The organism is Streptococcus mitis (assembly GCF_002005545.1).
Lineage (GTDB): Bacteria > Bacillota > Bacilli > Lactobacillales > Streptococcaceae > Streptococcus > Streptococcus mitis_I.
The window spans coordinates 1,548,838-1,563,611 of record NZ_LBMT01000001.1 but is presented as its reverse complement, the minus strand read 5'-3'; the positions used below and the strand labels follow the sequence as shown (position 1 = coordinate 1,563,611).

Here is a 14,774-nt window from a genome sequence, read left to right as displayed (position 1 = left end):
ACGAATGAACAAGAACTGATTATTTTCAGACTTGGCTGGCTAATCATGGTATAATAAAAGGTAACGAAAAATTCCAACGAGGCTGAGATGAAATTACTTTATACTGATATTCGGACTTCTTTGACTGAAATTTTAACGAGAGAGGCGGAGGAGCTAGTTGCTGCAGGCAAGCGGGTCTTCTACATTGCCCCCAACTCTCTTTCTTTTGAAAAGGAACGCGCCGTGCTGGAATGCTTGTCCCAGCAGGCTTCTTTTGCAATTACCGTCACGCGCTTTGCTCAGATGGCTCGTTATCTGGTCTTGAATGACTTGCCTGCTAAGACCAGTCTTGATGATATCGGTCTTGGGATGGCTTTTTATAAGTTCCTTGCGGAACTAGACCCCAAGGGTTTGCGTGTTTATGGAGCCATCAAGCAGGACCCTCAATTTATCCAGCAGTTGATTGAACTTTACCACGAGATGACCAAAGCTCAGATGAGTTTTTTGGACTTGGAGAGTTTGACGGATGAGGACAAGCGAGCGGATTTACTCTTGATTTTTGAGAAGGTAACGGCCTACCTCAATCAAGGTCAGTTGGCTCAGGGAAGTCAGTTGTCCCACTTGATTGAGGCTATTGAGAATAACAAAGTTAGTAGTGATTTTACTCAAATCGCCTTGGTTATTGATGGATTTACCCGTTTTTCTGCCGAAGAAGAGCGGATTGTGGACTTACTTCATGGCAAGGGTGTTGAGATTGTCATTGGAGCCTATGCTAGTAAGAAAGCCTATACTAGCCCTTTTAGCGAGGGCAATCTCTACCAAGCCAGTGTGGAGTTTCTCCATCATCTAGCCTCCAAATACCAAACGCCTGCTCAGGACTGTTCTCAAGCTCATGAGCAGATGGATAGTTTTGATAAGGCCTCTCGTTTGCTGGAGTCTTCTTATGACTTTTCAGAACTTTCCTTGGAAATTGATGATAAGGACCGTGAAAACTTACAAATCTGGTCTTGTTTGACACAAAAGGAGGAGTTGGAGCTAGTAGCCCGTAGCATTCGTCAGAAATTACATGAGAACTCAGACCTGAGCTACAAGCATTTTCGTATTCTCTTGGGGGATGTAGCTTCTTATCAGTTATCTCTCAAAACCATTTTTGACCAGTATCAGATTCCTTTCTATCTTGGTAGAAGCGAATCCATGGCTCATCATCCCTTGACACAGTTTGTCGAGTCTATTTTAGCTTTAAAACGCTATCGTTTCCGTCAGGAGGATTTGATTAACCTTCTTAGAACAGGTTTGTATACCGACCTTAGTCAAGCTGATATCGATGCTTTTGAGCAATATATCCGCTATCTTGGTATCAATGGCTTGCCAGCCTTTCAGCAAACCTTTACCAAATCCCACCATGGAAAATTTGATTTAGAACGTTTAAATGCTCTTCGTCTGCGTATTTTAACCCCTCTTGAAACTCTCTTTGCCAGTCGAAAACAAAAGGCTGAAAATCTCTTGCAAAAGTGGAATGTCTTTCTAAAAGAAGGAGAGGTGACTAAGCAGTTGCAAGATTTGACAGCCACTATGGAAGCTGTAGAACAGGAAAGACAGACTGAAGTTTGGAAGGCTTTCTGTCATGTTTTAGAACAATTTGCGACTGTTTTTGCTGGTTCACAGGTTAGTCTAGAGGACTTTCTAGCCTTGCTCCATTCTGGAATGAGCCTATCTCAATACCGTACCATTCCAGCGACAGTGGACACCGTTCTGGTGCAGAGTTACGATTTGATTGCACCACTGACTGCTGACTTTGTCTACGCCATTGGGTTGACTCAGGACAATTTACCAAAAATCGCGCAAAATACCAGTCTTTTGACAGACGAAGAAAGACAGAGCTTAAACCAAGCGACAGAAGATGGGGCGCAATTGCTGATTGCCAGCAGTGAAAACCTCAAGAAAAATCGCTACACTATGCTTTCCTTGGTTAATTCTGCTCGTAAGCAGTTGGTCTTGTCGGCTCCAAGCCTTTTTAATGAAAGTGAAAGCAAGGAGTCAGCCTATCTTCAAGAGCTAGTCCATTTTGGATTTAGCAGGAATGAGAAGAAAATGAATCACAAAGGGCTGTCTAAGGAAGATATGGGTTCATATCACAGTCTTTTGTCCAGTCTGGTTGCCTATCACCAGCAGGGCGAGACGAGTGAGACTGAGCAAGATTTGACCTTTGTCAAGGTTCTGGCGCGTGTGATGGGTAAAAAACTAGACCAGCAAGGTCTGGAAAATCCAGCCCTGCCAACCAGTCCAAGCAGTAAGCAGTTGACCAAGGATACCTTGCAGGCTCTCTATCCAGCCGACAAGGAATTTTACCTGTCTACGTCTGGTTTGACGGAGTTTTACCGCAATGAATACAGTTATTTCCTCCGTTACGTGTTAGGCTTGCAGGAGGAATTGCGCCTGCGTCCAGATGCTCGTAGTCATGGGAATTTCTTACACCGTATTTTTGAACGTGCCTTGCAGTTGCCTGACGAAGATTCCTTTGACAAACGTCTAGAACAAGCTATCCACGAAACCAGTCAAGAACGCGAATTTGAAGCAATTTATCAGGAAAGTTTGGAAGCCCAGTTTACCAAGGAAGTTTTGCTTGATGTTGCACGGACAACTGGTCACATTCTCCGCCATAATCCAGCTATCGAAACCATTAAAGAAGAGGCAAATTTCGGTGGGAAAGAGCAGGCTTTTATTCAATTGTACAATGGTCGCAGTGTCTTTGTACGAGGCAAGGTTGACCGCATTGACCGATTGAAAGCTGATGGGGCGATTGGAGTGGTAGACTACAAATCCAGTCTGACTCAGTTCCAGTTTCCTCATTTCTTTAATGGACTTAATTCTCAGTTGCCAACCTATTTAGCTGCCTTAAAAAGAGAAGGGGAGCAGAACTTTTTTGGTGCCATGTACTTGGAAATGGCTGAGCCTGTCCAATCTCTGATGGCCGTTAAAAGTCTGGCAGGTGCAGTAGTAGAAGCTAGCAAGTCAATGAAATACCAAGGCATCTTTTTAGAAAAAGAAAGCGGTCATTTGGGTGAATTTTACAATAAAAACAAGGCCAATCAGCTGACGGATGAGGAATTCCAGCTCCTTCTGGACTACAATGCCCATCTTTACAAGAAAGCAGCTGAGAAAATTTTAGAAGGGCAGTTTGCCATTAACCCTTATACTGAAAATGACAGAAGTATTGCACCGTATGTTCAGCAACATCAAGCCATCACAGGATTTGAAGCTAATTACCACTTGGGCCAAGCCCGTTTCCTAGAAAAGTTAGATTTAGCTGACGGCAAGCGTCTGGTCGGAGAAAAACTCAAGCAAGCTTGGTTTGAAAAAATAAGAGAGGAGTTGAATCGATGAAGCCTATTCCCTTTTTAACTGAGAAGGAAATTCAAAAATTGCAAGAAGTAGAAGCAAATTCGAGCAAGGAACAAAAGAAAACTTCCGAACAAATCGAAGCCATCTACACTTCTGGTCAGAATATCCTGGTTTCAGCGTCGGCTGGTTCTGGGAAGACCTTTGTCATGGCCGAGCGTATTCTGGACCAATTGGCGCGTGGTATCGAAATTTCTCAACTCTTTATCTCAACCTTTACTGTCAAGGCTGCGACCGAACTCAAAGAACGTTTAGAGAAAAAAATCAGCCAACAAATCCAAGAAAGTAGAGATGTTGACCTCAAACAACACTTGGGTCGTCAGTTGGCAGACCTACCCAACGCTGCCATCGGTACCATGGACTCCTTCACACAAAAATTCCTTGGCAAACATGGCTATCTGCTTGACATTGCGCCTAATTTCCGTATTTTACAAAACCAGAGCGAGCAACTCCTTCTAAAAAACGAAGTCTTTCATGAGGTCTTTGAAGCCCATTACCAAGGTAAACAGAAAGAGAAGTTTAGTCATTTGCTGAAAAACTTTGCTGGACGTGGAAAAGATGAACGGGGGCTGCGTCAGCAAGTCTATAAAATTTATGACTTCCTCCAATCCACCAGCAACCCTCAAAAGTGGCTGAGTGAATATTTCTTAAAAGGCTTTGAAAAAGCTGATTTTACCAGTGAAAAAGAAAAACTAACTGAGAAAATCCAGCAAGCCCTTTGGGATTTGGAAAGCTTTTTCCGTTACCATCTGGATAATGATGCCAAGGAGTTTACAAAGGCTGCTTATTTAGAAAATGTTCAGTTAGTTCTGGATGAAATTGGCTCCTTGAATCAGGAGTCCGATAGTCAGGCTTATCAGGCAGTGCTTGCGCGTGTTGTCGAAATTTCGAAAGAGAAAAACGGCCGAGCTCTGACTAATGCCAGCCGTAAGGCTGATTTGAAGCCACTGGCCGATGCCTACAACGAAGAGAGAAAGACCCAGTTTGCTAAACTAGGACAACTGTCAGACCAGATAACCATTCTCGACTATCAAGAACGTTATCATCAAGACACATGGGAACTAGCTAAAACCTTCCAAGCCTTCATGGGTGATTTTGTGGAAGCGTATCGTCAGCGTAAACGTCAGGAAAATGCCTTTGAATTCGCTGATATCAGCCATTACACCATTGAGATTTTAGAGAATTTCCCACAAGTTCGTGAGGCTTATCAGGAGCGTTTCCACGAAGTCATGGTCGATGAGTATCAGGATACCAACCATATTCAAGAACGGATGCTGGAATTGCTGTCTAATGGCCACAATCGCTTTATGGTGGGGGATATCAAGCAGTCCATCTACCGATTCCGTCAAGCAGACCCGCAGATTTTCAATGAGAAATTCCAACGCTATGTGCAAAATCCAAAAGAGGGCAAGCTCATTCTCCTGAAGGAAAATTTCCGTAGCAGTTCAGAAGTGCTGTCAGCAACCAATGATGTTTTTGAGCGTCTTATGGACCAAGAAGTCGGTGAAATCAACTATGATAACATGCACCAGCTTGTTTTTGCCAATACCAAACTGACTCCCAATCCAGACAACAAGGCGGAATTTCTCCTCTACGATAAGGATGACACAAATGAGGAAGAAGAGAGCCAAGTTGACACTAAACTGACTGGTGAAATGCGCTTAGTTATCAAGGAGATTTTGAAACTTCATCAGGAGAAAGGTGTTGCCTTTAAGGAAATTGCCCTTCTGACCTCCAGTCGCAGTCGTAATGACCAGATTCTCCTCGCCTTGTCTGAGTACGGGATTCCTGTTAAAACTGACGGAGAGCAAAACAATTATCTCCAATCCCTAGAAGTGCAAGTCATGTTGGATACACTTCGTGTCATTCACAATCCCCTGCAAGACTATGCCTTGGTTGCTCTTATGAAGTCTCCAATGTTTGGCTTTGATGAGGACGAGTTAGCACGTTTATCTCTTCAGAAAGATGAGGACAAAGTTCAAGAGAATCTCTATGAGAAACTGGTCAATGCTCAAAAACTGGCAAGCAGCCATAGAAACTTGATTCACTCAGCTCTAGCTGAAAAACTAAATCAATTCATGAATATCTTGGTTTCTTGGCGCTTGTATGCCAAAACGCACTCTCTCTATGACTTGATTTGGAAGATTTACAACGACCGTTTTTACTACGATTATGTTGGGGCTTTGCCAAATGGGCCTGCTAGACAGGCCAATCTCTATGCCCTAGCACTGCGTGCTGATCAATTTGAAAAGAGTAATTTCAAAGGCTTATCACGTTTTATTCGTATGATTGACCAAGTCTTGGAAGCCCAGCACGATTTGGCAAGCGTGGCAGTCGCACCGCCAAAAGATGCAGTAGAGCTCATGACCATTCACAAGAGTAAAGGGCTGGAGTTTCCTTACGTCTTTATCCTCAATATGGATCAAGACTTTAACAAGCAAGACAGCATGTCAGAAGTCATTCTCAGTCGTAAAAATGGACTAGGTGTCAAATACATTGCCAAAATGGAGACAGGAGCAGTGGAAGCCTACTACCCTAAAACTATCAAACTCTCCATTCCTAGTCTGACCTATAGGCAGAACGAAGAAGAATTACAGCTGGCAAGCTATTCAGAGCAAATGCGTCTGTTGTATGTTGCCATGACGAGGGCTGAGAAAAAGCTCTATCTTGTCGGTAAGGGTTCTCGTGAAAAGCTGGAAGCCAAGGAATACCCAGCAGCCAAAAATGGGAAACTAAATAGCAATACTAGACTGCAAGCACGGAATTTCCAAGATTGGATTTGGGCTATCAGTAAAGTGTTTACCAAGGATCATCTCAACTTTAGTTATCGTTTTATTGGAGAAGATCAGCTGACTAGAGAAGCTATCGGAGAATTGGAAAACAAAAGTCCTCTCCAAGATAGCTCACAAGTAGACAATCGTCAGTCAGAAACCATTAAGGAAGCCCTTGAAATGCTGAAAGAGGTGGAAGTTTATAATACTATTCATCGCGCAGCCATTGAACTTCCTAGTGTTCAAACCCCAAGTCAAATCAAGAAATTCTACGAACCAGTTATGGATATGGAGGGTGTTGAGATTGCTGGTCAAGGACAGACAGTAGACAAGAAAATTAGCTTTGATTTACCAGATTTTTCAAGCAAAGAAAAGGTAACAGGAGCTGAGATTGGTAGTGCTACCCACGAACTCATGCAGAGAATTGCCCTCAGCCAGAGACCAACCCTTGCTAGCCTGACAGAAACTCTCAAACAAGTTCAAACCAGCCCAGCTGTCAGAGACAAGATAAATCTTGCTAAAATTCTTGCATTCTTTGACACAGCACTCGGTCAGGAAATTCTTACCAATACCGACCATCTTTATCGCGAGCAACCTTTCTCCATGCTCAAACGTGACCAAAAGAGTCAGGAAGACTTTGTTGTCCGTGGTATCCTTGATGGCTATCTACTTTACGAAGACAAAATTATTCTGTTTGACTATAAGACAGACCGTTATGATGAGCCAAGTCAACTCATAGACCGTTATCGTGGTCAGTTAGCCCTATACGGAGAGGCTTTATCTCGAGCCTATTCGATTGAAAATATTGAAAAATACTTGATTTTACTCGGTAAAGATGAGGTTCAAGTTGTAAAAGTATAATCTAGAAAGGAGACCTCATGACACTTCCAGTTAGAAAATCCCTGCACGATGCGGTGTTACAGGCTTCAAAAGCTGATAATTGGGAACAAGCTATCAAGGAATGGAATGAAGTTTCCTTGATTTTTAACGGTATCGGCCGTAGCAATTGTGTTTGTGGAAATGCCATCAAGTACTCCTACGAACTCTTTAATGGTGTCACAGGCCAACGCCTCTTTCCAATCGGCAGCGACTGTGTTCGTCATTTTCATCGATTGACCCTTGACCAGCAACTGGAAGAGGAAGAAAAACTGCTCAAAAGGGTTGAAAATCTGACCAAAAAAGCCCAGAAAAAGGAAAAAATCAAGGTCAATAAAAGTGACTTTGACGAGCGCCTTCTAAAATGGCTCTGGGAAAAAGGTGTTTTCAAGCCTAATCGCGGCAATCAATTTACACCTGAGAGAGACTACCAGCTCTTCCTAGAAGTCTTTCAAGGAGGAAGTTGGACCAAGGCAGAACCCAAGAAGAAAGCTCGGATGGAAGAAGTCCTTGAAAAATGTATCAAACCCTTTTTACTTGGGAAATCGGATGACCAACTCTACCTTGTCAAGCTAGGCAAGGAGAAAATTGACTACGAACAAGAACTCCGTATTCAGGCAGAGAAAGAACGCAAGAAGAGAGATAAAATCGCCAAGCAATATGCAGACAATCTAGTCCTAGCTATGGGCCCAGCAGAGCGTGCCTACCAGGATTACTTTGGCTTTACAGAGACACTGACTCAAGAAGAACGCAAGTTGGAGAAAATTCTTTTTGGTAACAATCGGACAGAACGGGCTATCAAGGCCAAACAATACCAAAAAGAGCTGGAAAAAGACCAACGAATTGCTAGTCAGGATCCAATTGAAAGAAAGCAGAAGCAGACCTGGCTCCTCAATTCCTATTTCCGTGAGCTTCCTGAAGAAAAAGCCAGATTTGCTCGGATCTTATTAGAATATCGAAAAAGTGGTGAAGTGCCATTTTCAACCGAGTATCTGTCAGATCATCTGCTCGACTTTTTCTATAAAATGAAAGCTTTTGAGTTTGAAATTGCACCAGAACAAGTCCGAGACTTTTTAAAAGAAAGCCTTCAGGCAGAGCATCTATCCTCAGCACAAGAAAGCTGGATAGATGGAATTCTTCTCAACTGCATCAAACCATTTTTAGAACGATTATTGATATGAGTAACACCTACCGTGGAAATGCCATGGTGGGTTACATTTTATCCCCAAAAAATAATAGGGAGTTTCAAAACTACTGCTTGGTATTTTATACACTTCGAAAATCTCTTCAAACCGCGTCAGCTTCGGTTTGCCGTATATATGTTACTGACTTCGTCAGTTCTATCTACAACCTCAAAGCAGTGCTTTGAGCAACCTGCGGCTAGTTTCCTAGTTTGCTCTTTGATTTTCATTGAGTATTAACTTTGTGCATATATATAATAGGAGAATACAAATATTACGACTTCGTATTTTATATATAAAACAAAGTATGAAAGCGCAACGCAATTTTAAGACTTTTTTGTAAATTAAGAGTATAATTAAAGTGTGTTACCTTTTTATAAGATAACAAGCTAATATAATAAAGTTTACCTTACATATTTAAAAATTTTATTTCAAGGAGGAATAATGGAAAAGTATTATGGTGAAAAACAAGAGCGTTTTTCATTTAGAAAATTATCAGTAGGACTTGTATCTGCAACGATTTCAAGTTTATTTTTTATGTCTGTATTAGCTAATTCATCTGTGGATGCTCAAGAAACTACAGGGGTTCACTATAAATATGTGACAGAGTCAGAGCTATCATCAGAAGAAAAGAATCAGCTCGTTTATGATATTCCGACATACGTGGAGAATGATGATGAAACTTATTATCTTGTTTATAAGTTAAATTCCCAAAATCAACTGGCGGAATTGCCAAATACTGGAAGCAAGAATGAGATGCAAGCCTTAGTTGCTGGTACTAGCTTAGCTGCTTTGGGGATTTTAATTTTTGCCGTTTCTAAGAACAAAGTTAAGAATAAAACAGTATTACATTTAGTATTGGTTGCAGGAATAGGAAATGGTGTCCTTGTGTCGGCTCATGCTTTAGAAAATAATCTCTTACTGAATTACAATACGGACTATGAATTGACCTCTGGAGAAAAATTACCTCTTCCTAAAGACATTTCAGGTTACACATATATTGGATATATCAAAGAGGGGAAAACGACTTCTGATTCTGAAGTAAGTAATCAAAAGAGTTCAGTTGCCACTCCTACAAAACAACAAAAGGTGGATTATAATGTTACACCGAATTTTGTAGAGAATCCATCAACAGTACAAGCTATTCAGGAACAAACACCTGTTTCTTCAACTAAGTCGACAGAAGTTCAAGTAGTTGAAAAACCTCTTTCTACAGAATTAATCAATCCAAGAAAAGAAGAGAAACAATCTTCAGATTCTCAAGAACAATTAGCCGAACATAAGAGTCTAGAAACGAAGAAAGACGAGAAGGTTTCTCCAAAAGAAAAGACTGGGGTAAATACACTAAATCCACAGGATGAAGTTCTATCAGGTCAATTGAACAAACCTGAACTCTTATATCGTGACGAAACTATAGAAACAAAAATAGATTTTCAAGAAGAAATTCAAGAAAATCCTGATTTAGCTGAAGGAACTGTAAGAGTAAAACAAGAAGGTAAATTAGGTAAGAAAGTTGAAATCGTCAGAATATTCTCTGTAAACAAGGAAGAGGTTTCACGAGAAATTGTTTCAACTTCAACGACTGCGCCTGTTCCAAGAATAGTCGAAAAAGGTACTAAAAAAGTTCAAGTTATAAAGGAACAACCTGAGACTGGTGTAGAACATAAGGAAGTACAGTCTGGAGCTATTGTTGAACCCGCAATTCAGCCTGAACTACCAGCAGCTGTAGTAACCGACAAAGGTGAGCCAGCAGTCCAACCAGAGTTGTCAGAAGCAGTTGTAACAGATAAAGGCGTACCGGAAGTTCAACCAGAGTTGCCAGAAGCAGTTGTAACCGACAAAGGTGAACCTGAAGTTCAACCAGCGTTGCCGGAAGCTGTAGTAAGTGATAAAGGTGTACCGGAAGCTCAACCAGAGTTGCCAGAAGCTGTAGTAAGTGATAAAGGTGTACCAGAAGTCCAACCATCGTTACCAGAAGCAGTTGTAACAGATAAAGGCGAACCAGAACAGGTAGCACCACTACCAGAATATACAGGTGTACAAGCCGGAGCAATAGTAGAACCAGAACAAGTAGAACCGGAATATGCTGGAGTGCAAGCTGGAGCAATAGTAGAACCAGAACAAGTAGAACCATCAAAAGAATATACAGGTGTACAAGCTGGAGCTATTGGTGAACCAGAACAAGTAGCACCACTACCAGAATACACAGGCCCACAAGCTGGAGCTATTGTCGAACCAGAGCAAGTAGAACCATCAAAAGAATATACAGGTGTACAAGCTGGCGCTATTGTTGAACCAGAGCAGGTAGCACCACTACCAGAATACACAGGCGTACAAGCTGGAGCTGTAGTTGAACCAGAGAAGGTAGAAGCACCGAAGGAATACACAGGAGTGCAAGCCGGAGCAATAGTAGAACCAGAAAAAGTAGAACCATCAAAAGAATATACAGGAGTACAAGCTGGAGCTGTAGTTGAACCAGAACAAGTGGCTCCCCTACCAGAATACACAGGCGTACAAGCTGGAGCTGTAGTTGAACCAGAGCAAGTAGCACCCCTACCAGAATACACAGGTCCACAGGCCGGAGCAATAGTAGAACCAGAACAGGTAGATCCACTTCCTGAATACAAGGGGAATATCGAGCAACTTAAACCTGAAACTCCTGTTGAGAAGCCGAAAGAAACAGATCCAGAGAAAACAATAGAACTAAGAAGTGTTACTGATGTGGAGCTCTATAGTTATGAAGACAATCAATCAAGACAGCATACAAGCTTGGATAAAGTACCAGCTAATAAATCTGCTTATTTCATTAAGGTGAAGTCAGCTAAATTTAAAGATGTACTGCTTCCAGTTTCAAACATTGAGGACACTACAAAAGATGGCAAACCAGTCTATAAAATCACGGCTAGATTGGAACACTTGAAGCAATCTGTAGACAATCAATACCAAGACAATTTTACATATTATCTTCCAAAACTTGTTCAAAATGATGGCCCTATCTACACATCATTTAAAAAACTAGTAACTGATATGAATAGTAAACCTAATGGAACTTTCACTCTGGGAGCGACAATGAATGCTCGCGAGTTTGAGTTAAATGAAAATCAAGAAAGTTACGTTACAAGTAAATTCACAGGAACACTAATTGGTAGTCATCAAGGTAAAAATTATGCTATCTATAATTTAAAAAAGCCGTTATTCAATAGATTAGAACACGCTACTGTTAAGGATCTCACCTTAAAAGATGTCAATATTTCTGGTAAGAATCATGTCGCATCAGTTGCTAAGGAAGCCACAAATTCTTCAACTTTAGATAACGTTCACGCAAATGGAATCATTGCTGGTGAGCTAGGTATCGGAGGACTTGTCCAAAAAGTTGATAATTCTACAGTAAGAAATAGTAGCTTCACCGGAAGAATAACAAATACTTTTGTTACAACCTCTCAGTATGCAATTGGTGGTCTAGTCGGTCAATTAACTGGTACGAATGCTAGGATAGATCATTCTATTGCAACAGTAACTATTTCAAGTAATGCAGAACGTTCTAACCAAACCATTGGCGGAATTGCAGGTATCGTAGAAAATAATGCAACTGTAGTAAATAGTTATGCTGAAGGTGAAATAAATAATGCTAAACCATTCGCTAGAGTTGGTGGAGTTGCAGGTTCCCTATGGACGCAAGACGGCGGAGCAGATGATAATACCGGCCACTTGAATAACGTTCTCAGCGATATGAATATTACAAATGGGAATGCGATTTCTGGATACCATTTTGATGGTATGAAGCAGACAAAGGTATACAGTAATAAAGACAATAAGGTAGTTAATGTTCAAGCAGTTGGAGATGAGGTAATGTCAGTTGATTCCACTGTAGAACGTGGTACGGAGATTGAAAAAACAGCAGTTCAAGCCAAGAAAGACCAGATTACTACAAAGAAAACTATAACCGTGGAAGATTTCACAAATTCTGCTAAACAGGATGTAGATTATACCAAGGCAGCTCATTATCAGGAGACAAGAAAAGTTGCATATAAAAATATAGAGAAATTATTGCCTTTCTATAATAGAGACACCATTGTGAAGTATGGAAATCAATTATCAGCTGATCATAACCTGTTTAAGAAAGAATTGTTATCTGTTGTCGCTATGAAAAATGAGGAAGTGGTTTCAGATATTACTCCAGATAAGCACTCTATCAATCACTTACTACTACATTACAAAGATGGAACATCTGAGAAAGTAAGCTTAACCTACCATCGTGATTTTGCAAATCTGGCTGAGTATACTATTGGAACTACAGGTCTAGTATACACACCAAATGCTTTCCTAAAAAATTATACATCTATAATAGACAGAGTTAAAAATGATTTAACTGCAGTTCAGTATGATCCAACTACTCTTAAGAATTTGTTAGGAATCTCTGATAATGTTAAATTAACAGAACTCTATCTAGATGAGCAATTCACTAAGACCAAAGAACACCTAACTGAGACTCTTAAAAAATTACTCTCAGCTGATGCTGCTGTTTCTGGAAATAATAGTGCTATTGACAATTACATCGTTGATAAAATCAAGCGAAACAAAGAAGCCTTGATGCTAGGATTAACCTATCTAGAACGCTGGTATGATTTCAAATTTGATAAGGCTAGCGCAAAAGATTTGCTTATGTTCCATATGGATTTCTTTGGTAAGGGAAATACCTCTCCTCTTGATACGATTATTGAACTAGGCAAATCTGGCTACAACAATCTCTTGGCTAAAAATAATGTGGTTACTTACAATGCCTTGTTGACGAATAACTACGGTACAAAAGATCTGTTTAGTGCTTTAGAAGGCTACCGTAAAGCATTCGTACCACATCAAACTAACAATGAATGGTTTAAATCACAGACAAAAGCTTTAATCGTTGAAGAAAAATCTAACATTTCAGAAGTGAGGGCTAATCAGGAACAAGCAGGTAGCAAGTATTCTATTGGTGTTTATGATCGAATCACTAGCGACAGCTGGAAATACCGTAATATGGTACTACCTCTACTTACCTTGCCAGAAAGATCCGTATTTGTCATTTCAACTATCTCTAGCCTAGGCTTTGGTGCTTATGATCGTTACCGTAATAAAGAGCATCAAGCAAATGGTGATCTAAATAACTTTGTTGAAAAGAGCGCTCACGAAACTGCCGAACGTCAACGAGATCACTACGATTATTGGTATCGTATTCTAGATGAAAAAGGGCGTGAGAAACTTTATCGAAATATCTTGCTTTATGATGCCTATAAATTCGGAGATGATAATACTGATGGAAAAGCCCAAACAGTATCAGATTTTGATAGTCCAAATCCTGCAATGAAACATTTCTTTGGACCTGTTGGAAATAAAGTTGGCCATAATGGACACGGTGCTTACGCTACAGGGGATGCAGTATATTATATGGGTTATCGTATGTTGGATAAGGATGGAGCTATCACTTATACGCATGAAATGACGCATGACTCAGATCAGGACATCTATCTTGGTGGCTATGGTCGAAGAAGTGGCTTGGGACCAGAGTTCTTTGCAAAAGGCTTATTACAAGCACCAGACCATCCAAATGACGCAACCATCACCATCAACTCGATCTTGAAACATTTAAAATCGGATAGTAAAGAAGGAGAACGATTACAAATACTCGATCCAACTACGAGATTTAAAAACTCTGATGATTTGAAGCAATATGTCCACAATATGTTTGATGTTGTTTATATGTTGGAATATCTTGAAGGGCAGTCTGTTGTGAATAAATTGAGTGTTTACGAAAAAATGAATACTCTAAGAAAAATCGAGAATAAATTTGTTAAGGATCCAGATGGAAATAATGTCTACGCAACAAATGTTGTCAGAGATTTAACCGCAGAAGAAGCTGAAAAATTACATTCATTTAATGATTTGATTGAGAATAATATTATTTCGTCTAGGGAATATGCCTTAGGTGAATACGAAAGAAATGGCTACTTCACTATTAAATTATTTGCGCCGATTTATGCAGCATTAAGTAATGATGACGGAACGCCAGGTGACCTGATGGGACGTCGTATGGCCTATGAACTATTAGCTGCTAAAGGATTTAAAGATGGTATGGTGCCATATATTTCAAATCAATTTGAACCCGATGCTAGGGCAAATAATAAAACGATTACCTCATATGGTAAGACTAAAGGATTGGTAACAGATAAATTAGTACTTCAAAAATTATTTAATGGTAAATACGACACTTGGAGTGATTTTAAAAAGGCCATGTATAAAGAGCGACAAGAAAAATTCAGCAAATTGAATAAAGTTACCTTTAATGATACAAGTAAATCATGGACAAGCTTTGCAACCAAAACTACAAGCAATATAGATGAGTTGCAACAACTAATGAATGAAGCTGTCCGCAAGGATACAGAAACTCCTCATTGGAATAACTATAATCCAGAAACAGACAGTGCAGTTCATAAGTTGAAGAGAGCAATCTTTAAAGCTTATCTTGACCAAACTGATGATTTTAGAAGTTCAATTTTTGAAAATAAAAAATAGTGTTTACTGTTAGGAAATA

The 14,774-nt window shown here is 40.3% G+C and carries 4 protein-coding genes; all 4 read left to right on the top strand.

What is annotated here, in order from left to right; genetic code table 11:
- Positions 1–87 precede the first annotated feature (87 nt).
- The 4 genes from rexB to QS39_RS07800 all read left to right on the top strand — a co-directional run bounded on the left by rexB (position 88) and on the right by QS39_RS07800 (position 14,755).
- A complete protein-coding gene (gene rexB / locus QS39_RS07820) occupies positions 88–3,363 on the top strand; it encodes an ATP-dependent nuclease subunit B (RefSeq protein WP_077805144.1) in 3,276 nt (1,091 codons plus the stop codon).
- On the top strand, positions 3,360–7,010 hold the full coding sequence (addA, locus tag QS39_RS07815; RefSeq protein WP_077805143.1) for a helicase-exonuclease AddAB subunit AddA: 3,651 nt from the start codon (positions 3,360–3,362) through the stop codon (positions 7,008–7,010). The genes rexB and addA overlap by 4 nt, the downstream gene beginning before the upstream one ends.
- A gap of 17 nt (positions 7,011–7,027) precedes the next feature.
- Positions 7,028–8,206 (top strand): hypothetical protein, encoded by a 1,179-nt coding sequence (locus QS39_RS07810; protein ID WP_077805142.1) that lies wholly within the window; start codon positions 7,028–7,030, stop codon positions 8,204–8,206.
- Positions 8,207–8,650: 444 nt separating this feature from the next.
- Positions 8,651–14,755 carry a ZmpA/ZmpB/ZmpC family metallo-endopeptidase gene (locus QS39_RS07800; RefSeq protein ID WP_077805141.1) on the top strand — a complete coding sequence of 2,035 codons (6,105 nt, stop codon included), beginning with the start codon at positions 8,651–8,653 and terminating at the stop codon, positions 14,753–14,755.
- The last annotated feature ends 19 nt before the right edge of the window (positions 14,756–14,774 follow it).

Excerpts from the sequence above, each read along its gene's own strand:
- rexB (WP_077805144.1), top strand. The coding sequence starts at position 88 with ATGAAATTACTTTATACTGATATTCGGACTTCTTTGACTGAAATTTTA.
- addA (WP_077805143.1), top strand. The coding sequence starts at position 3,360 with ATGAAGCCTATTCCCTTTTTAACTGAGAAGGAAATTCAAAAATTGCAA.
- QS39_RS07810 (WP_077805142.1), top strand. The coding sequence starts at position 7,028 with ATGACACTTCCAGTTAGAAAATCCCTGCACGATGCGGTGTTACAGGCT.
- QS39_RS07800 (WP_077805141.1), top strand. The coding sequence starts at position 8,651 with ATGGAAAAGTATTATGGTGAAAAACAAGAGCGTTTTTCATTTAGAAAA.